The organism is Streptomyces sp. NC-S4 (assembly GCF_054353315.1).
The window spans coordinates 4,145,492-4,166,370 of record NZ_CM135937.1 but is presented as its reverse complement, the minus strand read 5'-3'; the positions used below and the strand labels follow the sequence as shown (position 1 = coordinate 4,166,370).

The window sequence follows — 20,879 nt, the reverse complement described above, 5'->3', positions numbered from 1 at the left end:
ACCCCGACTCCGGCTTCCGCCGCGGGTCCGGCTTCGGCCCCGGTCCTGGCTCCGGCCCCGGCACGGGCGCTGCTTCCGGCTCCTGCCCCGACCCCGGGTCCGGCTTCGGGTCCGGCTTTGGGCCCGGCTCCGGTTCCGGCTTCCGCCGCGGGTCTGGCTTCGGCCCCGGTCCTGGCTCCGGCCCCGGCGCGGGCGCGGGCGCTGGTTCCGGCTCCGGTCGGGGCCCCGGCCCCGGCCCTCAGTCCGGTTTCGGCTCCGGCCCTGGCTTCCGCCGCGGGGTCGGCTGCGGCGCCGGTCCTGACCCCGGCGCCGGTCACGGTCCTGGACCCTGTCCTGGACCTGGCTCCCGACCTGGCCACGGCGGCCGTCCCGGCTATGGCCGTGGGCTCGGCTTCGGCTTCGGCTCCCGCTCCAGGTCCGGCTCGCGCTCCGGCCTCGGGTTCGGTTCCCGCCTCGGGGCCGGCTTCCGCCGTGGGTCCGGCTTCGGCGCGGATCCCGGCTTCGGCAGCTGTGCCCGCTTCGGCCGCCGGGTGGCCCCGGGCGGTCGTGGTCGCCGGCGGCGGCGGGCCCGCCTGTGCCCCCGTGGCCCCCGAGCGCGGCGGTACGCCCGCCGTCCCCGCGCGCGCCTGGGGCGAGCACGCCCAGGTCCCGCCGGTGCGGGCGGCGCCCGAGGAGGCCGGTCCGGCCGCGGCCGTGCCCGTACGGGCCTCCGTGCGCGGCCCCGACCGCCCGGCCCCCGACCGGCTGGAGCTCTGCGTGATGCGGGTCTAGGCCGTCCCTTCCGGATCCTGCCGGTCACGCGACGCCCGGCACCGGACGCCGCGCGCTCGGCCGACAGGATCCGAAAGAGACGACCTGGACGGGACCGGTCCCACCGGTCCCGTCCCACCCGCCCTCACCCCAGCACCGGAGCACCCGCATGCCCTCTTCCAAGAAGTCCGCCTCCAAGAAGTCCTCCACGAAGCCCCTGCTGATCTCCGCCGGGGTGGCCCTCGCCGCGATCACCCTCGGCCTCGTCTCCTGGAAGGCCACCGCTCCCACCGGGACCGGTTCGGCCGGTGCCGGTTCCGGCGCCGTCGCCGCGCCCCGGACCGACCCCGCCGCCGAGCTCAAGGCGCTGGCCCGGCGCGAGTCCGGCGACAAGCTCGCCGTCGGCCGCGCCGACGCGCCCGTCGTGCTCATCGAGTACTCCGACTTCAAGTGCGGCTACTGCGGCAAGTTCGCCCGGGACACCGAGCCCGAACTGGTCAAGAAGTACGTCGCGGACGGCACCCTGCGCATCGAGTGGCGCAACTTCCCGATCTTCGGCGCCGAGTCCGAGGCCGCCGCCAAGGCCGCCTGGGCAGCCGGGCAGCAGGACCGCTTCGACGCCTTCCACGCCGCCGCCTACGCCGACGGCTCGAAGGAGAAGGGCTTCGCCGAGTCCCGGCTCGTGGAACTGGCCCGCGAGGCCGGGGTCCCCGACCTGGAGCGCTTCAAGGCGGACCTGGCGGGCGAGCAGGCCGCGGCGGCCCTGAAGAAGGACCAGGAGGAGGGCTACCGCATCGGCGTCACCTCCACCCCGTCCTTCCTGCTCAACGGCAAGCCCATCGCGGGCGCCCAGCCCCTCGGCACCTTCACGGCGGCCATCGCCCGGGCGAAGGCCGAGGCGGCGAAGCAGTGACCGACATCGGATACCTGGCCGCCCTGCTGGGCGGCCTCCTCGCGCTGCTCAGCCCCTGCAGCGCCCTGCTGTTGCCGGCCTTCTTCGCGTACTCCATCGACTCCACCTCGCGGCTCCTGGCGCGTACCGGGATCTTCTACGCGGGCCTCGCCAGCACCCTCGTACCGCTGGGGGCGGCCGGCTCGTACGCGGGGCGGTTCTTCCACAGCAACCGGGACCAGCTGGTGCTGGCGGGCGGCTGGCTGATCATCGCGCTCGGCCTCGCGCAGATCCTGGGCCTCGGCTTCGCCCCGAAGCGGATCTCGGAGCTCTCGGGCCGGATCCGGCCGACCACCGCCCTGTCGGTGTACGCGCTCGGGGCGGTCTACGGGCTGGCCGGGTTCTGCGCCGGCCCGATCCTGGGCAGCGTCCTGACCGTCGCGGCGGTCAGCGGCAGCCCCGTCTACGGCGGTCTGCTGCTCGCGGTCTACGCCCTGGGGATGGCCGTACCGCTGTTCGTACTGGCGCTGCTGTGGGAGCGGTTCGACCTGGGCAGGCGGCGCTGGCTGCGCGGGCGGGCCCTGCGCCTCGGCCGCTTCGAGCTGCACACCACCTCGCTGCTGTCCGGGCTGTTCTTCATCACCCTGGGCGCGCTGTTCCTCGCCTACGACGGGGCGAGCGCGCTTCCGGGGCTGCTGGACGTGGACGACTCGTTCGCCGTGGAGCAGCGGGTCCGCTCGCTGGCCGAGGCGGTGCCGGACGGGGCGCTGCTCGCCCTGGTCGCCGCCGGGGCGGTGGCCGTCGGTGTGGTGCAGTGGCGCCGCAGGGAGCGCGCGGCGTCGGCCGAGACCGAGGGGGAGTAACCACAGAAGGCCCCGTCCGATGGACGGGGCCTTCTTGATGGTGGCTGGGGCCGGGGTCGAACCGGCGACCTATCGCTTTTCAGGCGATCGCTCGTACCAACTGAGCTACCCAGCCACGAAACCGTTTCCGGCTTCAGCGATCCTGACGGGACTTGAACCCGCGACCTCCACCTTGACAGGGTGGCGAGCTAACCAACTGCTCCACAGGACCTTGCAGTGTGCGAGAACAAGTCTTGCACACGGTAATGCGTACCCCCAACGGGATTCGAACCCGTGCTACCGCCTTGAAAGGGCGGCGTCCTGGGCCACTAGACGATGAGGGCTAAAGGCCCGCCGGGCACTTCTCAGCGCGTCGGGGACGTGAGAAGCATATGGGATCCGGGGAGCTATCGCCAAAACGGTTTCCCCCGGAGCGACAATGGCCGGGTGCTGGAGATGACGCGCGAGGAGTTCGAGGAGCTCGTCGCAGAGGCCCTGGACCGGATCCCGCCGGAGCTGACGCGGCTGATGGACAACGTGGCGGTGTTCGTCGAGGACGAGCCGCCCGCCGACGATCCCGAGCTGCTCGGTCTGTACGAGGGGACTCCGCTGACGGACCGCGGCGAGTGGTACGCCGGGGTGCTGCCGGACCGGATCACCATCTACCGCAATCCCACGTTGCGCATGTGCGAGGACCGGGAGAGCGTGGTCGCGGAGACGGAGGTCACCGTGGTGCACGAGATCGCCCACCACTTCGGGATCGACGACGAGCGGCTGCACGCGCTGGGGTACGGGTGACCCGGCCGGTCCCGGTTCCCGGCGGCGGGGCGGAGCGGGCGGCGCGGGTGGCGGCGGAGGCGATCGATCCGGACGTCGACCTGCACGTACCCGCGCAGCGCGCCGAACCGCAGGGCCGGGTGCTCGCGGCGGTGGCGGCCGGCGGTGCGATCGGGGGCGCGGCGCGGTACGGGATCTCCCTGCTGTGGCCGGCCGGGCCCGGGGCCTTCCCGTGGGCGACCCTGTGGATCAACGCCTCCGGGAGCGCGCTGATCGGCGTACTCATGGTGCTGATCAGCGAGGGCGGCCGGACGGCCCCCCATCCGCTGCTGCGGCCCTTCGTCGGCGTCGGCGTGCTCGGCGGCTTCACCACCTTCTCCACCTACGCGGTGGACTTCTCGCGACTCCTGGACGAGGGGGAGACGCGGACCGCGCTGGCCTACGGCGGGCTCACGGTGGTGGCGGCGCTCGGCGCGGTGTGGGCGGCGGCCGCGGCGACCCGGCTCGCGGTCCGCGGGCGGGTTCCGCGGTGAACTGGCTGCTCGTGGTGGCGGGTGCGGCCGTCGGCGCGCCGCTGCGCTACCTGCTGGACCGTGCGGTGCAGGCGCGGCACGACTCCCTCTTCCCCTGGGGCACCTTCGTGGTCAACGCGGCCGCCTGCCTGGTGCTCGGGTCGCTGGCCGGGGCGGCGCTGGCGGGAGCCGCCTCCTCGCGGCTGCAGCTGCTGCTCGGGGCCGGTCTGTGCGGGGCGCTCAGCACGTACTCGACGTTCTCGTACGAGACGCTGCGGCTGGCCGAGCGCGGCCGGGGGTTCCTGGCCGCGGCGAACGTGGTGATGTCGGTCCTGGTCGGGCTGGGCGCGGTGCACCTCGGGTCGCAGGTGGCGCGGCAGCTCTTCGGCTGAGGGCGCGGCCCGGGGTTCGCCGGAGGGCGTGTCCCTTACGGGTCAAAGGGAGTTGGGCACATTGACCCGCTCATGCGGAAAGTTCACCCTCAGGCTCCGGAGGTGCCCCCGTGCGCCAGTTGTCCGCTTCCCTCCGACTGGCCGTCACCGCGCTCGCGGTCGCGGCGACGGCCGGCTGCATGAGTGTCGGTCAGGACGCGGCGAAGCCCGGGCCCTCCGCTCCGGGGGACCGCCGCAGCGGCGCCGAGGCGGGCGCGGGGACCGTCTCGGGACGGGGCTCCGGCGTCCGAGGCAACGGACACGGCACGAAGGAGGGGGCGGGGAGCCAGGACGGCAGGCCCAAGGAGGACGGCAAGGCCTCCGGCGCGACCGGGGCCTCGCCGAGCCCGGGTGCGCCGAGCGGCCGGCCGGGGGTGCCCGCGCCGACGGCGGGACCGGGCGGCGGCGCGGGCGGACAGGGTCCGCAGCAGCCCACCACGGGAGGGTCGGGCGGGTCGGGCGGTGGATCCGGCGGCCCGGGCGGTTCGGCCGGCGGGCAGCAGTCGGCGAGCCCGACCCCGGCGGCCCCCGCCACGACTCCCCCTGTGACGGAACCCACGCCGGCACCGCCGAGTCCGCAGCCGGAGCCGACCACCCAGCCGATCCCCGAGCTGTAGGCCCGGGGGGCGCCCGGCCGGGTCCGGCAGGGCCCGCTCCGGAACCGATGCCGGGGGCGTCTTCGCAGGTCAGGGACGTTTCTGCGGGAGCGACTTGCCAGACCCCGGGGAGGGTGCGTATGGTTATAGATCGTTTGATCCCATTGCCCGGCGCCGAATCCGAAGAGCGCCGTGTGGCGCGTACTCTCCCTAGCCGTGGCTGACCGCATTGAGGCGGTCGATTTGCGATTCACGGAGTTTGGGCGCGTGCCGAGACTCCGGAAGGTTTCGCATTTCGCATGTCCATTTCCAGCTCTGACCGTTCCGTCATGCCCGAGAACGACTCCAACGAGATGATCGACGCCGAGGCCCTCGTGGTCACCGAGGCGATCGAGGCCGCTGAGGCCAACGAGATCATCGAGGCTCTTGAGGCCGACGTGAACACCGACGGGTCCTTCGAGGACTCGACCACCGACTTCGACGACGACGACGCCGACGCGGAGCCCTCGATCACCTTCGGCGACCTCGGTCTCCCCGAGGGCGTCGTGCGCAAGCTCGCGCAGAACGGCGTCACCACCCCCTTCCCGATCCAGGCCGCGACCATCCCGGACGCCCTGGCCGGCAAGGACATCCTCGGCCGCGGCCGCACCGGCTCCGGCAAGACCCTCTCCTTCGGTCTGCCGACCCTGGCGCAGCTCGCCGGCGGCTTCACCGAGAAGAAGAAGCCCCGCGCCATCATCCTCACGCCGACGCGTGAGCTCGCGATGCAGGTCGCGGACGCCCTCCAGCCCTACGGCGACGTGCTCGGCCTGAAGATGAAGGTCGTCTGCGGCGGCACCTCCATGAGCAACCAGATCTACGCCCTGGAGCGCGGTGTCGACATCCTCGTCGCCACCCCGGGCCGTCTGCGCGACATCATCAACCGTGGCGCCTGCTCCCTGGAGAACGTCCAGGTCGCGGTTCTCGACGAGGCCGACCAGATGGCCGACCTGGGCTTCCTGCCCGAGGTCACCGAGCTGCTCGACCAGATCCCCGGCGGCGGCCAGCGCATGCTCTTCTCCGCCACCATGGAGAACGAGATCGGCACCCTGGTCAAGCGCTACCTGTCCAACCCCGTCACGCACGAGGTCGACAGCGCGCAGGGCAACGTCACGACCATGACGCACCACGTCCTCGTCGTGAAGCCGAAGGACAAGGCGCCGGTCACGGCCGCCATCGCCGCCCGCAAGGGCCGCACCATCATCTTCGTCCGCACCCAGCTGGGCGCCGACCGCATCGCCGAGCAGCTCGTCGAGGCCGGCGTGAAGGCCGACGCGCTGCACGGCGGCATGACGCAGGGTGCCCGTACCCGCGTCCTCGCCGACTTCAAGGACGGCTACGTCAACGCGCTCGTCGCCACCGACGTCGCCGCCCGCGGTATCCACGTCGACGGCATCGACCTGGTCCTGAACGTGGACCCGGCCGGCGACCACAAGGACTACCTGCACCGCTCGGGCCGTACCGCCCGCGCCGGCAAGTCCGGTGTCGTGGTCTCCCTCGCGCTGCCGCACCAGCGCCGCCAGATCTTCCGCCTGATGGAGGACGCGGGCGTCGACGCCTCGCGCCACATCGTCCAGGGCGCCGGCGCCTTCGAGCCCGAGGTCGCCGAGATCACCGGTGCCCGTTCGCTGACCGAGGTCCAGGCCGACTCCGCGAACAACGCCGCCAAGCAGGCCGAGCGCGAGGTCGCCGAGCTCACCAAGCAGCTCGAGCGCCTGTCGCGCCGCGCCGTGGAGCTGCGCGAGGAGGCCGACCGCCTCGTCGCCCGCTCCGCCCGTGAGCGCGGCGAGGACCCGGAGGCCGCTGTCGCCGAGGTGGCCGAGGCCGCCGAGGCCGAGGTCGCGGCCGCTGCCGCCGCCGCTGCCGCGGAGATCGCCGCGCAGGAGCGCCGCGAGGAGCACCGCGCCCAGCGTGACGACCGTGGCAACTTCGAGCGTCGCGACAACCGTGGCGGCGACCGCGGTGGCGACCGTGGTGGCTTCCGCCGGGACGACCGCGGTGACCGCGGTGGCCGTCCGTCGGGTGGCTTCAACCGTGACGACCGTGGTGGCGACCGTGGCGACCGTGGTGGCTTCCGCCGCGACGACCGTCCGTCGGGCGGCTTCCGCTCCGGTGGCGACCGTCCGTCCGGTGGTGGCTTCCGTCGTGACGACCGTCCGTCCGGTGGTTTCAACCGCGATGACCGTGGTGGCGAGCGTGGTGGCTTCCGCCGCGACGACCGTCCCTCCGGCGGCTTCCGCCGCGACGACCGTCCGTCGGGTGGCTTCCGCCGCGACGACCGTCCGTCCGGTGGTTTCAACCGCGATGACCGTGGTGGCGAGCGTGGTGGCTTCCGCCGCGACGACCGTCCCTCCGGCGGCTTCAACCGCGACGACCGCTCCTCCGGTGGCTTCCGCTCCGGTGGTGGCGACCGCCCGTTCAACCGCGACCGTCGTGACGACCGCCCGGCCGGCGGCTTCCGCTCCGGCGGCGGCGACCGCCCGTACGGCCGTCGTGACGACCACCGTCCGTCCGGCTCCGGTTCCACCGGCGGCTTCGGCGGCCGCCGCGACGACAAGCCGCGCTGGAAGCGCAACGGCTGATCGCAGCTGAGCTGAACCCCTGAGAAAGGGCCCGTACGACACCAAGGTGCCGTACGGGCCCTTTCCTCGCTTCCGGGAACTGATGGCGCGTAACCCCCCTTCGGGGGCGGCTCCGAGGCCCTGCGCGGCCCCACCGGACCGATGCCGACAGGCCGGTCGGCGGATACCCGATCGGCTGACCGGCGCGGTCCGGCTATGCTCTGGGGTGAGCACCTGGAGGGCCATTAGCTCAATTGGCAGAGCAGCGGACTTTTAATCCGTTGGTTGTCGGTTCGAGTCCGACATGGCCTACCGCTCGCGAGGCGGAGGAACCTTCCTCTGACCTGCGCCTTAGCGCCCCATCCGACTTTTTCGGGTGGGGCGCTTTGCTGTGCCCGGGGCGTCCTGTGGCCTGATGTGAGCCCGAGGTGAGCCCGGCGGTACGAACGGCCTGCCGCGGGACCAGCCTTACCGCGGCCTCGGCAGCCTTCCGCGCGACCTCGGGCAGGACGCTGGTGTACGTGTCCGAGGTGATGGTGATGGAGGAGTGGCCGAGCATCTCCTGTACGACCTTCATCTCGGCGCCGGCCGCAAGGGCGAGGGTTGCCGCGCCGTGGCGCAGGTCGTGCAGCCGGATCGGGGGCAGACCCGCCTCGGCAGCCAGCCGCCGGAACTGGTCGGTCACCCATGCCGGGTGGAGCCACTCGCCGTTTTCCTGCGTGAACACGCGGCCGGTGTCGACGTACGCCTCACCCCACGCGAGGCGCTCCCGCATCTGCCGCTTGCGGTGCTTCGCGAGCACCTTCACCGTCTCGGAGTCGAGGGCGACCACGCGCTCGCCGCTATCTGTCTTGGGCGCGGACTCCTCGACCTTCCAGCCGCGCTGTACGAGCTGAGTGGCGACGGTGAGCAGCCCGGCCCCGAGGTCGGTCTCGGTCCACTGCTGGCCGCATGCCTCGCCTCGGCGCAGGCCGCGGAAGGCGATCAGGTGGTACAGCGCGTAGAGGCGGTGCTTCGCCGCGCGGTCGAGGAACGCGCCCGTCTGCTCGGGCGTCCAGACCATGACGGGCGACGGCTTGTCTCCCGTCCGCTTCCACTGGGCGATGCGCTCCTCGGTCCAGACGAGTGCTTTGGGCCGCTTACCGGTCTCCAGTTCGACATGTGACGCCGGGTTGAAGGTGATGAGCTGCTGCGCGATGGCATCGTTCAGGGCCGCACGCAGGGTCGCCCGAACGCGCTGTCGGGTCGCTGGCCCGGTGACCTTCCGGAACGGCTTCATCTCGGCGAGCTTTGCGCGCTCTGCGGCGATCCGCTCGCGCTCGGCGGGGAGCGGTCGCCCCGGTGTGGTCGGTTTGCTCAGCGCGACCTGCGCCCGGCGGTTGGCGTTCTCGACGAGGATCTCCTCGTTGTGCTCCTCGATCGCGTCGAACAGCTCGACCAGGTGGCCCACGTTCAGCCGGTCGAGGCGGTGCTGCCCGATATGCGGCTTCAAGTGGACGCGGATGTGCGACTCGTATCCGTCGAGGGTGGAGTCGCGGCGCCGCTTGCCGGCGAGCCACTGGTCGAGCCAGTCGCCGACGGTCAGCCGGGCGGTGAGGGACTGGCCGGTGCGGAACCGGCGTTGCGTCTCCTCGTAGTCGGGTATGGCCTCCTTGTTGGAGGCGACGGTTTCGAGGAGGTCGCCGATCAGCAGGCGGCCGTCGGGGTCGTCGTCACCCGGGATACCGAGCAGCGCGCGCAGCCGGTCGAGGTCGCCTTGCGCCTCGTTCTTCGTGGCGTAGCCCGAGCGGCGGAAGGTGCGGCGCTTGCCGTCCTTGTCGTTCGGCAGCTCTTGCCGGACGTTCCACAGGCCGTGGCGCTTCTGTGTGAGCTTGGGGCACGACTGCCCGTACTGCTTGCCCGTTTCAGGGTTGCGGCAGGCGCACCGTTTGAAGGTCGAGCCGGTCAATCCTTCTCCTCCCCCTCGCCGAGCGGTTCGAGGAACGCCTCCTCGAACGCCCGACTTGCCTCTTCGTAGGACTGCTTCGTCTCGCGGAGCTGAGCGAGGGATTCCTCGTACTCGCGTTCTGCGGCTTCCTTGCGCCGGAGTGCTTCCTCGGTGCGGAGCCGAGTGCTCAGGTAGAGCGAGAACGACACCCGGTACGTCGATTCGATCAGCGACTGTTCCGGGCTGTCCGCCTGGTTGCCGAGCAGCTCGTTAACGGAGACGCCGAAGCACAGGGCCAGAGCGGCAGCCTCGTTGACGCGGACGGGGCGTGAACCGCCCTCCGTCTTCGCGACCGTTGTCTGACGCCAGGAGAAGCCGCTCCGGCTCATCATCGTCGCCACGTCTTCCTGCGACATGCCGCGTGCCGTGCGGAGTGAGCGCAGGGCTTCGCCCAGTGCCTTTTCAGGCTCGTAGCCGTAGCCCCACATGCGGTCTGCCTGCTGACCCTGTTCATTCTCCACGGGAATGGACGCTACACCCTGGGTGGGGTTGACACCAGCCGATCTAGGGGATCATGCTCAAGGGGAATGATGCATCCAACCCTCTGGAGGATGATTTGCGCTCGCTCGAAGATCAGAACGTGAAGGGGATGACAGCGGCCGAGTTGATGGCCCTGCCCGTCAGCTTCGACCTCGACACGGCGAACCGAGCCTTGGCCCTTGGCCGAACAACCGGGTACGCCCTGGCCAAGAACGGCGAGTATCCGGTGCGGGTCCTGCGCCTTGGGCGGCAGTACCGCGTCACTCGGTACGACCTGCTGCGCTTTCTCGGCTTTCAGAGCCAGGAGCCGACCGAGGCGGGTGCCGCGTGATTAGCCCGGTCATCACTCCTCGCCGCTCGGCAGCCCTGCCGACGATGAGCTACCGCCTGCCCGTTTCGCACGGGTGGGCGGTGCTTCCTGACGCCACCAGAGAGTTGGGCGGACTGACCCCGACACCCAACGGGTTCCGTGCGCGCCTCTTCATCGGAAGTGCGCGCGACATCGACGAGTACACCGCCCGGACGCTCGCCGCCGTACTGGCTCGCAGCGCGGGGTATCAGGTGCACGGCACCGACCCGGGCGGACTCGCCGTTGTCGTGGCCACCCTCGCCGCACTGCTGGGGCGGTGACGGTTTGACTACCCCGACCCCTGACCCGCTCCGCGTCGCCCTGTGGCTGGCCGCTCAGGGCTACGCGGTGCACCCGCTTGCCCCGGGTGCCAAGCTGCCCGTGCGCGGCTGCGACCGCTGCGCAGCCGGGACCAAGGAGCGTCCCAACCCTCACCACGTCCCGCACGATGGGCACGGCTGCGAGTGCATCGCCGCCGGCCGCCCCTGTCACGGCGTGCTCGCCGCGACCACCGACGCCGAGCGCATCGCCGCATGGTGGGCCCGGATGCCGTCCGCCGGCGTCGGCGTAGCCGCGGGGTCGTCCGGCCTGGTGATCCTCGATGTGGACTGCCATGGCGGACAGCCTCCCGAGGAGGAGTCCGAGCTGCTCCCGGGCGTCGACCTGCCCGGGGACGTCGCCCCCGGCAGCATCGCCGACGGCCGCGACACCCTCGCACTGCTCGTCGAGGCGCGACGTGCGACGCTGCCCGGCTGCGGGCCGCAGACACTGACCGTGCTCACCCCTTCCGGCGGGCTGCACTACTGGTTCCGTGCCCCGGCCGGTACGACATGGCGCCCGCTCGCCGGCGCACTGGGCTGGCAGCTCGACGTGCGCGCCGGTGCTTCGTACGCCGTGGCCCCGGGCACGGTCACCCGCGCCGGTACGTACACCGCGCTCGGTGACTGCCGCGCGGTCGCCGAGTTGCCCGTCTGGCTGGCGCGCGACCTCGACCGCACCGGGCACCGCGTACGCCCCGAGCGGCCCCGTACCGTGCTGCCTTGGCGCTCCCGCCCCATGGGCAGCGGGTACGCCGCGGCTGCCGTCGAGGCCGAGCTGCGGACTGTCGCCGAGGCGCAGCCCGGCACTCGGAACGCCACGCTCAACCGCGCTTCCTTCAACCTCGGCACCCTCTGCGTGGCCGGCCGACTCGACCGCGGGCAGCTCGTCGACGTACTGCTCGACGCGGCCCGGCACGGTGGGCTGTCCGACCGCGAGGCCGAGGCTGCGATTCGCTCCGGCCTCAGCGCAGGCGAGCGGAACCCGCGCACGCACACCGGGGCCGCCGCATGAGCACTCCGGCCTTTGACCCGATCGCCGCCGCCCGCTCCGTCGTCCCCTTTCCGCGGGCGGAGCAGGGCGGGGGGCAGCCGCGCAGCGCGAAGCAGGAGAAGCAGCCCCCGCAGGCCGAGGTACTGCGGGTCCTCGGGCAGAACCGGTTCCGGTACCTGCACCACAACGGCGCCCCGTACGCAGTCCCGTACGACGGTCCGGCCGTCGCCGTGCCGTTGCGCGCAGCAGCGCACACCGGAACCGGCAGCCTGCGGCAGCACCTCACCCGCATCTACGTCACCGAGCACGACCGCACCCCCTCGCAGACCGCACTCGCGGATGCCGTCGCCACGCTCGACGCCCTCGCCATGCGCGTGCCCGAGACCGAGCTGCACCTGCGCGTCGCTACGGACCCCGAGAACACGGCGGTGTCCTGGCTCGACCTCGGCCGCCCCGACGGGGAGTCGGTCCGCATCGCCCCGGACGGGTGGACCTTGACGTGCCCGGACCCCGAGGCGGGTCCGGTCTGGCGCCGCACCAAACTGGTTCGGCCACTGCCCCGCCCCGACCGCCCCGCCGGTGGCTGGCGCGAGGGCATCGGCGAACTCTCCGCCCTGCTGCCCTTCACCCCTGAGACGCTGCCGCTCGCGATCGGCTGGCTCTTGGCCGCACTGCGCCCCGGGATGCCCCGCCCCATCGCGTACCTGACCGGCGAGCAGGGCACGGGCAAGAGCACCTCGGGCCAGATGCTCACCGGGATCATCGAGGGCGCCCGCGCGCCCCTGCGGCAGGCGCCCGAGAACCTGCGCGACCTCGGCCCGACCACCGCGGCCGGATGGGTACTCGCTCTCGACAACCTTTCGGGACTGCCCGGCTGGCTGTCCGATGCCCTGTGCCGCATCGTCACCGGCGACGCGCAGGTGACCCGCGCTCTCTACACCGACGACGACGTGAACGTGCTCACCTACCAGCGGCCCGTACTGCTGACCGGCATCGACCTCGGGGCGCTCCGCAACGACCTTGCCGAGCGCATGATGCCGCTCGAACTCCAGCCGATCCGCCGAGACCAGCGCCGCACCGCGGGGGCCCTGTGGGCCGCGTACGAGCAGGCGCACCCTCGCATCCTCGGCGCCCTGCTCGACCTCGCCGCCGAGGTATGGGCCGACCTCCCCGATGCTGCCGCCGACCTCACCGAACGGCCTCGGCTCGCCGATTTCGCCGAGCTGCTGCACGCACTCGACAGGGTCACAGGCTGGCGCAGCCTCGATGCGTTCAACGGGGCGCAGGACGCCTTGAACGATGCCGTCCTCGACGGTCATCCGGTTGCCGGCGCGCTGCGCGACTGGACAGCCTCTCTTGCCTTCCCGCCCGGCGGATGGCAGGGGACCATGGGCGAGCTGCACCGGCAGCTCAGCAGCGACGGCCGAGGCTTCGCCGATGGCTGGCCCAAGACCCCGGCCGTGCTGAGCGCCCGCATCCGACAGGTGGCCCCGGCACTCCGCGCCCGCGGCATCTCCGTGGCGCGCACGTCGGGCAGCAACAAGAACGGCAAGGTCTACGCCGTCACCCGCGACCCCGTCTCATGACCCCGCCTCCGACGCGCGCCCCGGAACGGCAACCGTCACCCGGGACGCTTCCACGTGCGGGGGACGCACGGGGGACGACGGGTACGCCTCCTCGGTCGCGAGTCGTCCCCCTCCCAGCCGAGCGGGAACGGCACCTCGGACCAAGCGGGGGACGTGGGGGACGATTCCGCCCCCTCTCCCCTCTGTCTCACCCAGTGAAGGAAGAGGGAAAGGGAGAGCAGAGCGCGAAGATCGTCCCCCACGTCCCCCGCGTCCCCTTGGATCGCGGGACCTGCCTGTGCCGCGACCGGTCGCGCCTTGTGCGCGGGCGCGCGCGAATACCGCAGGGTACTGACAACCACCCCGGAAGCGTTGGCGCGCACCCGGTTCCCCCCTCCCTCGCGCGCATGGGCGGCGCGCCTGGTGGAAGGCTCCCGCGACCGGTCGCTGCGACTTACGCGCGCGGGATCAGCTCAGTGAAGGTCGAGCAGCATCACGTCGTGTAGGTCCGCGCCCGCCCATGGGCGGGCGTCGCCGATCTTGCGGTATCCCCATGCTCGGTACGCGGACACGGCCGCCTTGCTGTCCGGGTGGACGTTGAGCAGGACCCGCTCGGCCTCGGTGCCGGCGAGGACGGCATCGTGCAGGCGGCGGGCGATGCCCTGCCTGCGCCATGCGGCGCGCACGGCGAGTTCCATCAGGCCGAACGTTCGGCGGCCGTCCTCGCGCCGCATCTCGTCGGGCACGGGCACGGTCAGTTGGTCCCACCAGCCCGTCTGCGGCCCGAGGGGGTAGCCGTACGCCATGCCGACGGTCTCACCGTCCGAGGCGCTCGCCAGGGCGCCGCGAAAGGTGGCCTTGCGGGTCTGGGAACGGAAGCGGCGGAACGCGGCTGCGACGTCGGTCTCGGTCTCGTCGTAGGGCGGCTCGGCGAACGCCTCGGCGTAGACCAGACGGAACGCTTCCTCGGCCCTTGCGGCGGCCGGCCCGTCGAGCTGCTCGACGCTGGGCGGTGCTGGCTGACTCATCCGGCGGCCCTTTCACACGGTTTCGCGGATACGTGCCACGCATTCGCGGGCGGTTGGGCTGTCGACTACCCCGGCCGCCCGCTGGAAATCGTGCACCTTGCCCAGCAGCCGGGGCGAGGCGATGCCTCCCCAGGTATCCAGCACGCCGCCCACCTCGGCGCACGCCTCGTCGACCTCCCCCGCAGCGAGGAGAACACCGGCGAGCTTGACGCGGTACGAGGCACTGTTCCGGGCGAGCCCACCGCCAATCCCGCGCACGGCCGCCCGGAGGAACGGCACGGCGCGCTTGGGCTGGTCTGCTCGTACGTACATGTCCGCCGTGGCGTAGTCGACCTCGAACGGACCCACGAACTTGGCCCAGTTGGGCACGTCCGTATCGGCATCCGCGCGCCCCTGGTAGCTGACGGCACGGGACAGGGCACGGCGTGCGCCCGACAGGTCCCCGGCGTGCGTGGCGACGTTGGCATCGCGGAGCGCGATCACGAGGTGCACCGTCGCACCCGCCCCTGCCTGGGTTGCGAGGCGGTAGGCGTTCTCGACGGCGCTAGCGGCCTCCCAGGATCGGCCGGCCTTGACCGCGAGGAGTACGAGCGTCTCCAGCACGGAGACCTGTAGCAGCGGGTTGTCGACGAGCTGCGCCGCGGCGAGGGCTTCCATGCAGGCGGCGCGGCCCTCCGTGATGCGTCCGCCGTCGTAGCCGTACCAGGCCCGGTGTCCGTGCAGCTCGGCGAGCATCGTCTGTAGCTCACGGCCCACACCGGCGGTGTACGAGGCGCCGCTCAGGGCTCGCGTGATCTCCGCCTCGATGCGCTCAGCCTGCGTGCTCGCCGGCACGCTGCCCGCGGTGTGGTCTGTCTGGTAGAGCCCGTCGAGGCGCTCCCTCAGCCGCCCGAGATCCGCCGTGCCGATGCGTGGGCCCGGCGCGGCGGGCAGCAGAGCAGCGGCAGCGAGGGCGCCCGCGTCTGCGACGAACGTTCTCCTCTTCACCTCTCCAGCGTCGCTGATCGGTGCCGCAACCGTCACGCGATGACCGGGGACGTCGAACCCCATCTCGGCGAGGGGCATGCCGAACATGGCTTCAAGTACGGCTTGCTGGCCTGGGTGCGGCAGGGGCGGGGGCGTCTCGCTCTCCCACCGTCGCAGTTGGCGGACGCTCACCGCGGCGGCGACGCCGAGGCGGGCGGACTCCTGCCGGAACGCCTTGACGAGCGTCTCCTGAGTGTGGCCGGCAGCCCGCCGTAACTGTGCCAGCCCGCCCGACTCCTGTTCCGTCATGCGCTTCCCCCTCGCAGCTACGGGTCGTGCACCCACCGTAGTGATCTGGCCCCGGACTCGGGCGCGGAAATGTCCGCCCAAACGTCCGGTGCCCAGTCGCCCATGACGCCCTCTCAAGCGGTGCACTGGTGACACACCGAACCACAACGCCCCTGAGCAGCGGGAGTGCGCATGCCCATGACCATTCGTGTGTACGACGTCAACGGCCAGACGGGACAGGTCGTCCACGAGCGTGCCGAGGTGGTCGTCGGGCCCGGGGTCCGGGACAGCCCGCCCATGAACTCCCTCGCCTTCCCGCCCTGCCAGTGCACCCGCTGCCGGCCGAAGGACGAAGCCTGATGAGCGCGCCCCTCACCATCAGCTGCACGGGACCGAGCCCGCTCGGCGAGGACGGATACCGGACCGGGCTGGAGTGGAACACCAACAGCCGAGCCCGCGCCCGAGCGGCCGAGGTCATCGCCGAGCACCGGGCCGAGCGGACCGAGGTCGTGCTCGACGCGCACCTGCGCTCCGAGTGGGCCGCGCACGCGGTACGCGCCCCCGGACTGCTCGCCGCCGTGCAGGAGACGATCGGCGAGGCGGTCGCCGTCGAGAACACCTTTCTGATGATCAAGTGGCCCGGCCGCGAGTTCCGCGTGCCCTGGCACCAGGACGGCACCAACCGACGGATGGAGCTCGACCCCGCCCGCTCGGTCGCGGCCTGGCTCGCCATTACCGACGCGACCACCGCCAACGGCTGTTTGCAGGTCATCCCCGGCTCACACGCCAGCGGCTACCTCGGCAACAACCTTGAGGCGAGCAGCGCCCGCCGCGCCAGAGCCCTCGGAGTGCAGGGCATGCCCAACGGACCGCACGACCACGGCCTATGGCTGCCGCTCGACGCCGGGCAGGCATGCCTGATGGACGTCCGTCTCCTGCACCGTTCGGACAGCAACACGACCGCCGGCGCCCGGATCGGCCTGAACATCCGCTACGTCGCTCCCGGTGCCATCCGGTCGAGCGGCGCCCACAGCCCCAGCCTGTACCCGTTGACCGGGTCGAGCTGGTGATCACGCACCACCTGCAACGCACCATCGGCAACGAGAGGGGAACCACCGTGACCATCCTCGAAACCAGCGCTCCGCCGATCACCCGTGTCCGGGTGCTCACCGGCGAGGACGCCGACCCCGCCCGGCGCGGCAGCAAGAGCGTCGTGGCGTTCAGCGACTGCCGGTACTACTGCCCCGACGCCGCGACCGTCGAGCGGTGCATCGAGCACCTCCGCGCCAGCGACGAGCGGCTGCGCTCCCGCCCCGACGAGCAGATGCTCTGGGACTGGGAGTGCACGTACTTCGAGGCCGACCCGGACAACGAGAACGGCGGCGGGACGGTCCTGCTGGGCGTCGCCTGGTACGACCGCGCGTTCTTCGACGACCGTCGGGGCGCCTGGTTCGGCGCCATGCACACCCGCATTTACCAGCAGATCGGCGTCCCGTTCGAGAACGTGACCGTCGAGCACTGGCTCGCGCTCGACGCGGCCGAGTGGAAGCCGGAGGGCGTGGCTCGCTAGGGGCGAGCGCATACAGCCACGTGCCATAGAGAATCGCAGTCTCGGCCCCCATCGCAGTGCAGCCGGCGGGGGCCGAGATCCGTCGTGCCTGCTAGGGCGTGTATTGGGTTGTGATCAATGTGCGGGTTTCGCCCTCGCGGTCGCGCCTGATCCGATGGACCAGTGCAGGCCGACCTTCATGTCCAACCTCCCCGCGGGAGCTGGGTGGGTGGGGCGAGTGGGCTGAGCACCAACGGTCTTCAGCAGCATGGGGACAGTTACCGCCGCCCGTCCGCCGCACAAGGACGAGCCATTCAGGCACGCTGCCGATCGACCAAACGCCCTACATGCCATATCACTCGAACGAGCGGTGGCCGAACTGATCGATCGTCAATTGCATTCCGACCCGATCATGATGAGGCCATCAGCACAATTCTCCCCCGCACGACAGCCCGCCCGGCCCGACCGGGTCGCACTGGCGTGCGCAGATCCCTGAGGAGTGGCCGATGTCCGGACAGCAGGACAACCAGGCGGAGCAGTTCGACGGCAGGAACATCGCCGCTGATCCCCTGGGCTCCGAACCGATCATCCCCGTCCCGGTACAACAGCGGGATGATGAGTGGGAGTTTCCGAACGGCTTCGCCTGGATCTACTACGGCGAGGGCAGCACCGGCATCGAGCGGCCAGTCATCATGGCCGACGGCTTCAACCTGGGCCAAAGCGACCTCCAATGGCTCGCCCAGGGCCTGGAGAGCGGCGTCTCCGGCGACCCCGCACAGCCGTACAAGTTCCTGAGCACACTGCGCAAGCAGGGCCGCACCGTCATCCTGCTCGGCTTCCACGAGCGCGCCGCGAGCATCCAGGACAACGCCAAGGCCGCCATCGCCGCCATCCAGCGCACGATCGCGGAACAGCTGGACGACACGACGCTCACCGTCGGCGGCTTCAGCATGGGCGGCCTGGTCACTCGCTACGCGCTGCTCAAGCTGGAGAGGCTGCGGATGGACCACCGGGTCTCGCTGTACTTCTCCTACGACACCCCGCACCGCGGCGCCGTCATCCCGATCGGTCTGCAGGCCTTCGCGCACTTCATCCCGACCGCGAACGACTTCGCCCGGCAGATGAACAGCGACGCCGCGCGGCAGCTGCTCTGGCGCCACTACGACAGCGGCACCGACACGGTTCGGGTGGACCCGCTGCGCATCGCCTTCCTCAAGGAGCTTGAGGACATGGGCGGCTGGCCGATGCGTCCGCACAAGATCGCGGTCGCGAACGGCAGCGGCGACGGCACCGGCGTCAACGTGCCGCCCGGGGTCGTCGCGCTGAAGAGCACCGGCCAGATCGCTTTCCCCGGCACCACGTTCTTCAGCCAGGCCGCCGGCAACGACGTCACGGTCGCCGAACTGCGCCGCCTGCTTCCGTTCAAGACCAAGACGGTCAAGACCAGCGGCCTCCCGGAACTGGACGGTGCGCCCGGCGGCACGCTCGACTCGTACCGGATCGTCGCCGACGAGCTCACGGCGAAGGGCGGCGAGGCGGAGCTGAACCACCCGACCGTCTGCTTCGTGCCCACCGTCAGCGCGGTCGCGATCCGGGACATCGACCGGCAGGAGGACCTCTACGCGAAGGTCGACGCCATCGAGCCCAGTGAGAGCGAGCTGGACGAGTTCCGCTGCTCGTCCAACACCACCGGGCACACCATCATCACCGAGGAACTCTGCAGCTGGATCATCGAGCGCCTGCCGTCCTAGGAACCGTATTCGGTCGTGATCAAGGGATGGTCTTGGTGGGGTCCTTGATCCAGATCATCGCGGCGCGGAGGTGAAGGCCGGCGAGGTAGCTCTCGGGTGTCTTGTCGAACCGGGTGGCGATGCCCCGCCAGGCCTTGATCCTGTTGATCAGGCGCTCGACGGTGTTCCGCTCCTTGTAGAGCTCGGCGTCGTGGCCGATGGGTCGGCCGCCCCTGCTTCCCTTCTTCTTTCGGTTGGCGTCCTGGTCCCGTTTCTCCGGGATGACGGCTTTGATGTGCCGTTCGCGCAGGTGGGCGCGGTTGCCGCGGGAGGAGTAGGCCTTGTCTGCGGCGACCGCGTCGGGCCGGGTGCGGGGACGGCCGACGGGCCCGCGAACCCGGACCTTCGCCAGTACGGGAATGAACTGCGGGCTGTCGGCGGCCTGTCCCTCGGTCAGGACGAAGGCCAGCGGGCGGCACTTGCGGTCGCCGGCGATATGGACCTTGCGGGCCTGCCCGCCTCTGGACCTTCCGAGCAGGGCTGCCTTCAGACGGAGCTTTCGTCTGCGTCGGACACGTCGCCGCTGGCCTAGTCGATGGCGACGGCATCCCCGCGCTGACCCGACGGCACAGCCGGGGCCGGCTCGCGCCGCAGTCGACGGGCAACAAGCAGCGCGATGAGAGCTGAGAGCACGACCGTCCCGCCGCCCACGCCGAACGCAAGCCGTGGGGAGACATCAACGAGAAATGGCAGAACCAGCATTCCGGCCGTGCCGCCGGCCCGGATGATCGTCTGATCGACGGACATCAGGCGCAGCCGCTCCGCCGGGGCGAACGCGCCGAGGTGCGCGCGCAGGGTGACGCTCGTAGCCGGGGCGACGATGCCCGTCAGCAGGGCGAGCAGGAGCAGCGCGGGCAGGTCGAGCACCAGGCCCATACAGGCGGTCGCCGCGCCCTGTAGAGCCCACGCACCGCAGTAGACGGTCAGCCAGCCGCCCGAGCGCCGGTTGCTCGCGAGGGGATTACCGAGCAGCGCCCCGACGCCCACGGCCGCCGTGACGAGTCCGTACACCGCGGCGCCCGCCCCGTACCGGGTGGCGAGCAGGGCAGGCATACCGATGGCAGTCACGGCCGAGCAGAACAGCGCTACCCCGTGCAGGCCGATCGCCAGTCCGACCCGCGGGTGCTCACGCAGCACCGGCCCCGCCGGGACGGACGACCGTGCCCTGCCCCGAGGGCGCTCGGCGGCGCCGCCTGCCGGGGTCGCGTAGCGGCGAGCCAGCCAGCGCAGAGCCACGGCGGACACGGCGAACGTCGCGCCGTTCAGGGCGAAGAGCTGCACCTCGGAGACGAAGAGCAGCAGCAGGCCGATGCTGGCCGGGCCCGCGATACGGGCGATGCGGCCCGTGAGGTCGAGGAGACCCGTGATCTGCTGCACCCGCTCGGGCTCGACGAGATCGGGTACCAGGGCGCCGAGGTTGGGATCGAACAGCGCCCCGAGCGCGCCGAGGAGCAGCACACCGACGAGCAGCAGAGCGATGCCCCGCGCGTCGGGCGACCACAGGAACGGCAGCGCGACCGCGACCGCTGCCCGCGCCCCGTCGACCCATGCGAGTGCCCGGTACGAAGAGAAGCGGGAGACGATCCGCCGGCCCACGGTGCCGAGGGCGATGTACGGCAGCGACTCAGCCACGGCGACCAAGCCCATGAGTGACGCCGAGCCCGTCGCGGCGTAGACGACCCACATGACCGCGAGGGCATAGAGGCGGTCCCCAAGGACCGAGAGGCTCTGTGCGAGCCACAGCACCAGTACGGGCCGCCGTCGCAGCAGCCGCAGGTGTTCCATGCGTCCTCCGGGCCGAGCTGTGCCAGACCGGGCGCAGCAGCCCCGGCCGAATCGCGGCCCACCCTAGGCCCGATCGGAGCAACCGGCGCAGCGTTCTCCTACGCCTCACACGAATGCGGCACAGCCGGTAGCCGAGGTTGCGTAGAGATCGTCACGGACACCGGCGGAAGCAGCCAGACGGGCAGGTCAGAGGGTGTACGACGTGAGCCCGCTGTGAGCCCGGACGCCTACGGACGGGGTGTCACGGGCCGGTGGTCGGGTGGCCGGGGCACCCGTTCTGACCAGCCGGAACGGCATGGACAGGAACGGGGCCCCAGCCGACATCACTCGGGCTCCTCGACTTTTAATCCGTTGGTTGTCGGTTCGAGTCCGACATGGCCT

20 protein-coding genes, 4 tRNA genes and 2 pseudogenes are annotated in these 20,879 nt (G+C 71.5%); 17 read left to right on the top strand and 9 right to left on the bottom strand.

The genetic code is table 11. The features are described 5' to 3' along the window. The first annotated feature begins 582 nt into the window (after positions 1–582). From ACXNSR_RS18415 to ACXNSR_RS18405, 3 genes are all read left to right on the top strand, one after another. A complete protein-coding gene (locus ACXNSR_RS18415; RefSeq protein WP_458643064.1) occupies positions 583–771 on the top strand; it encodes a hypothetical protein in 189 nt (62 codons plus the stop codon). A gap of 148 nt (positions 772–919) precedes the next feature. After that, positions 920–1,663, top strand: a complete 744-nt coding sequence (locus ACXNSR_RS18410) for a DsbA family protein (RefSeq protein WP_458643063.1) — start codon at positions 920–922, stop codon at positions 1,661–1,663. After that, positions 1,660–2,505 (top strand): cytochrome c biogenesis CcdA family protein, encoded by an 846-nt coding sequence (locus tag ACXNSR_RS18405; protein WP_458643062.1) that lies wholly within the window; start codon positions 1,660–1,662, stop codon positions 2,503–2,505. Before ACXNSR_RS18410 ends, ACXNSR_RS18405 begins: the two co-directional genes overlap by 4 nt. Positions 2,506–2,543: 38 nt before the next feature. On the opposite strand, the gene ACXNSR_RS18400 is transcribed toward ACXNSR_RS18405, so the two are convergent. From ACXNSR_RS18400 to ACXNSR_RS18390, 3 genes are all read right to left on the bottom strand, one after another. After that, positions 2,544–2,620: transfer RNA gene (locus tag ACXNSR_RS18400), tRNA-Phe, on the bottom strand. 22 nt (positions 2,621–2,642) lie between these two features. Next, a tRNA-Asp gene (locus ACXNSR_RS18395) sits at positions 2,643–2,716 on the bottom strand. A 39-nt stretch (positions 2,717–2,755) separates the two neighbouring features. Then, positions 2,756–2,828, bottom strand: a tRNA-Glu gene (locus ACXNSR_RS18390). A 103-nt stretch (positions 2,829–2,931) separates the two neighbouring features. On the opposite strand from ACXNSR_RS18390, the gene ACXNSR_RS18385 reads away from it, so the two are divergent. The 6 genes from ACXNSR_RS18385 (at position 2,932) to ACXNSR_RS18360 (ending at position 7,712) form a co-directional block, all read left to right on the top strand. Further along, positions 2,932–3,282: a metallopeptidase family protein gene (locus ACXNSR_RS18385; protein WP_030012899.1), complete on the top strand. Its 351-nt coding sequence runs from the start codon at positions 2,932–2,934 to the stop codon at positions 3,280–3,282. Next, the gene (locus ACXNSR_RS18380) at positions 3,279–3,794 is read left to right on the top strand and encodes a FluC/FEX family fluoride channel (protein WP_458643061.1); all 516 of its coding nucleotides are present in this window, start codon (positions 3,279–3,281) and stop codon (positions 3,792–3,794) included. Before ACXNSR_RS18385 ends, ACXNSR_RS18380 begins: the two co-directional genes overlap by 4 nt. Further along, complete coding sequence (gene crcB / locus ACXNSR_RS18375) at positions 3,791–4,165, top strand: fluoride efflux transporter CrcB (protein WP_458643060.1); 375 nt, start codon at positions 3,791–3,793, stop codon at positions 4,163–4,165. The genes ACXNSR_RS18380 and crcB overlap by 4 nt, the downstream gene beginning before the upstream one ends. Positions 4,166–4,275: 110 nt before the next feature. Beyond that, a complete protein-coding gene (locus tag ACXNSR_RS18370; RefSeq protein WP_458643059.1) occupies positions 4,276–4,821 on the top strand; it encodes a hypothetical protein in 546 nt (181 codons plus the stop codon). 278 nt (positions 4,822–5,099) lie between these two features. Next, positions 5,100–7,421, top strand: coding sequence for a DEAD/DEAH box helicase (locus ACXNSR_RS18365; protein ID WP_458643058.1), 2,322 nt, complete (start codon positions 5,100–5,102; stop codon positions 7,419–7,421). 218 nt (positions 7,422–7,639) lie between these two features. After that, a tRNA-Lys gene (locus ACXNSR_RS18360) sits at positions 7,640–7,712 on the top strand. Between the two features lie 37 nt (positions 7,713–7,749). Here the strand turns inward: ACXNSR_RS18360 and ACXNSR_RS18355 are convergent. Together ACXNSR_RS18355 and ACXNSR_RS18350 are read right to left on the bottom strand one after the other, a co-directional pair. Further along, positions 7,750–9,348: pseudogene (locus tag ACXNSR_RS18355) on the bottom strand (tyrosine-type recombinase/integrase); the annotation flags it as partial. Continuing rightward, positions 9,345–9,848, bottom strand: a complete 504-nt coding sequence (locus tag ACXNSR_RS18350; RefSeq protein ID WP_458643057.1) for a helix-turn-helix domain-containing protein — start codon at positions 9,846–9,848, stop codon at positions 9,345–9,347. The gene ACXNSR_RS18350 and the pseudogene ACXNSR_RS18355, both read right to left, overlap by 4 nt. Positions 9,849–9,976: 128 nt before the next feature. Here ACXNSR_RS18350 and ACXNSR_RS18345 point away from each other — a divergent pair, with 128 nt between their 5' ends. The 4 genes from ACXNSR_RS18345 to ACXNSR_RS18330 are packed head-to-tail and all read left to right on the top strand — an operon-like array spanning position 9,977 to position 13,113. Next, complete coding sequence (locus ACXNSR_RS18345; RefSeq protein WP_079431846.1) at positions 9,977–10,198, top strand: integrase; 222 nt, start codon at positions 9,977–9,979, stop codon at positions 10,196–10,198. After that, positions 10,195–10,497, top strand: a complete 303-nt coding sequence (locus ACXNSR_RS18340; protein ID WP_458643056.1) for a hypothetical protein — start codon at positions 10,195–10,197, stop codon at positions 10,495–10,497. The genes ACXNSR_RS18345 and ACXNSR_RS18340 overlap by 4 nt, the downstream gene beginning before the upstream one ends. A 4-nt stretch (positions 10,498–10,501) precedes the next feature. Further along, positions 10,502–11,548: a bifunctional DNA primase/polymerase gene (locus ACXNSR_RS18335; protein WP_458643055.1), complete on the top strand. Its 1,047-nt coding sequence runs from the start codon at positions 10,502–10,504 to the stop codon at positions 11,546–11,548. Beyond that, positions 11,545–13,113, top strand: coding sequence for a hypothetical protein (locus ACXNSR_RS18330; protein WP_458643054.1), 1,569 nt, complete (start codon positions 11,545–11,547; stop codon positions 13,111–13,113). Before ACXNSR_RS18335 ends, ACXNSR_RS18330 begins: the two co-directional genes overlap by 4 nt. Before the next feature lie 452 nt (positions 13,114–13,565). Here the strand turns inward: ACXNSR_RS18330 and ACXNSR_RS18325 are convergent, their stop codons facing one another. Together ACXNSR_RS18325 and ACXNSR_RS18320 are read right to left on the bottom strand one after the other, a co-directional pair. Then, positions 13,566–14,120 (bottom strand): GNAT family N-acetyltransferase, encoded by a 555-nt coding sequence (locus tag ACXNSR_RS18325; protein WP_458643053.1) that lies wholly within the window; start codon positions 14,118–14,120, stop codon positions 13,566–13,568. A 12-nt stretch (positions 14,121–14,132) separates the two neighbouring features. After that, positions 14,133–15,395: a hypothetical protein gene (locus tag ACXNSR_RS18320; RefSeq protein ID WP_458643052.1), complete on the bottom strand. Its 1,263-nt coding sequence runs from the start codon at positions 15,393–15,395 to the stop codon at positions 14,133–14,135. Positions 15,396–15,572: 177 nt separating this feature from the next. Here ACXNSR_RS18320 and ACXNSR_RS18315 point away from each other — a divergent pair, with 177 nt between their 5' ends. The 4 genes from ACXNSR_RS18315 to ACXNSR_RS18300 all read left to right on the top strand — a co-directional run bounded on the left by ACXNSR_RS18315 (position 15,573) and on the right by ACXNSR_RS18300 (position 18,674). Then, on the top strand, positions 15,573–15,734 hold the full coding sequence (locus ACXNSR_RS18315) for a hypothetical protein (protein WP_458643051.1): 162 nt from the start codon (positions 15,573–15,575) through the stop codon (positions 15,732–15,734). Beyond that, positions 15,734–16,444, top strand: a complete 711-nt coding sequence (locus ACXNSR_RS18310; protein ID WP_458643050.1) for a phytanoyl-CoA dioxygenase family protein — start codon at positions 15,734–15,736, stop codon at positions 16,442–16,444. The genes ACXNSR_RS18315 and ACXNSR_RS18310 overlap by 1 nt, the downstream gene beginning before the upstream one ends. Next, positions 16,441–16,944: a hypothetical protein gene (locus ACXNSR_RS18305; protein ID WP_458643049.1), complete on the top strand. Its 504-nt coding sequence runs from the start codon at positions 16,441–16,443 to the stop codon at positions 16,942–16,944. The genes ACXNSR_RS18310 and ACXNSR_RS18305 overlap by 4 nt, the downstream gene beginning before the upstream one ends. Before the next feature lie 485 nt (positions 16,945–17,429). After that, positions 17,430–18,674 carry an esterase/lipase family protein gene (locus ACXNSR_RS18300; protein ID WP_458643048.1) on the top strand — a complete coding sequence of 415 codons (1,245 nt, stop codon included), beginning with the start codon at positions 17,430–17,432 and terminating at the stop codon, positions 18,672–18,674. Positions 18,675–18,693: 19 nt separating this feature from the next. Here the strand turns inward: ACXNSR_RS18300 and ACXNSR_RS18295 are convergent. Together ACXNSR_RS18295 and ACXNSR_RS18290 are read right to left on the bottom strand one after the other, a co-directional pair. Continuing rightward, positions 18,694–19,242: pseudogene (locus ACXNSR_RS18295) on the bottom strand (IS5 family transposase); the annotation flags it as partial. After that, positions 19,242–20,498 (bottom strand): MFS transporter, encoded by a 1,257-nt coding sequence (locus ACXNSR_RS18290; protein WP_458643047.1) that lies wholly within the window; start codon positions 20,496–20,498, stop codon positions 19,242–19,244. The pseudogene ACXNSR_RS18295 and the gene ACXNSR_RS18290, both read right to left, overlap by 1 nt. Positions 20,499–20,879: the final 381 nt, after the last annotated feature.

Excerpts from the sequence above, each read along its gene's own strand:
- ACXNSR_RS18365 (WP_458643058.1), top strand. The coding sequence starts at position 5,100 with ATGTCCATTTCCAGCTCTGACCGTTCCGTCATGCCCGAGAACGACTCC.
- ACXNSR_RS18330 (WP_458643054.1), top strand. The coding sequence starts at position 11,545 with ATGAGCACTCCGGCCTTTGACCCGATCGCCGCCGCCCGCTCCGTCGTC.
- ACXNSR_RS18345 (WP_079431846.1), top strand. The coding sequence starts at position 9,977 with ATGACAGCGGCCGAGTTGATGGCCCTGCCCGTCAGCTTCGACCTCGAC.
- ACXNSR_RS18410 (WP_458643063.1), top strand. The coding sequence starts at position 920 with ATGCCCTCTTCCAAGAAGTCCGCCTCCAAGAAGTCCTCCACGAAGCCC.
- ACXNSR_RS18310 (WP_458643050.1), top strand. The coding sequence starts at position 15,734 with ATGAGCGCGCCCCTCACCATCAGCTGCACGGGACCGAGCCCGCTCGGC.
- ACXNSR_RS18315 (WP_458643051.1), top strand. The coding sequence starts at position 15,573 with ATGACCATTCGTGTGTACGACGTCAACGGCCAGACGGGACAGGTCGTC.
- ACXNSR_RS18320 (WP_458643052.1), bottom strand. The coding sequence starts at position 15,395 with ATGACGGAACAGGAGTCGGGCGGGCTGGCACAGTTACGGCGGGCTGCC.
- ACXNSR_RS18290 (WP_458643047.1), bottom strand. The coding sequence starts at position 20,498 with ATGGAACACCTGCGGCTGCTGCGACGGCGGCCCGTACTGGTGCTGTGG.
- ACXNSR_RS18325 (WP_458643053.1), bottom strand. The coding sequence starts at position 14,120 with ATGAGTCAGCCAGCACCGCCCAGCGTCGAGCAGCTCGACGGGCCGGCC.
- ACXNSR_RS18300 (WP_458643048.1), top strand. The coding sequence starts at position 17,430 with ATGTCCGGACAGCAGGACAACCAGGCGGAGCAGTTCGACGGCAGGAAC.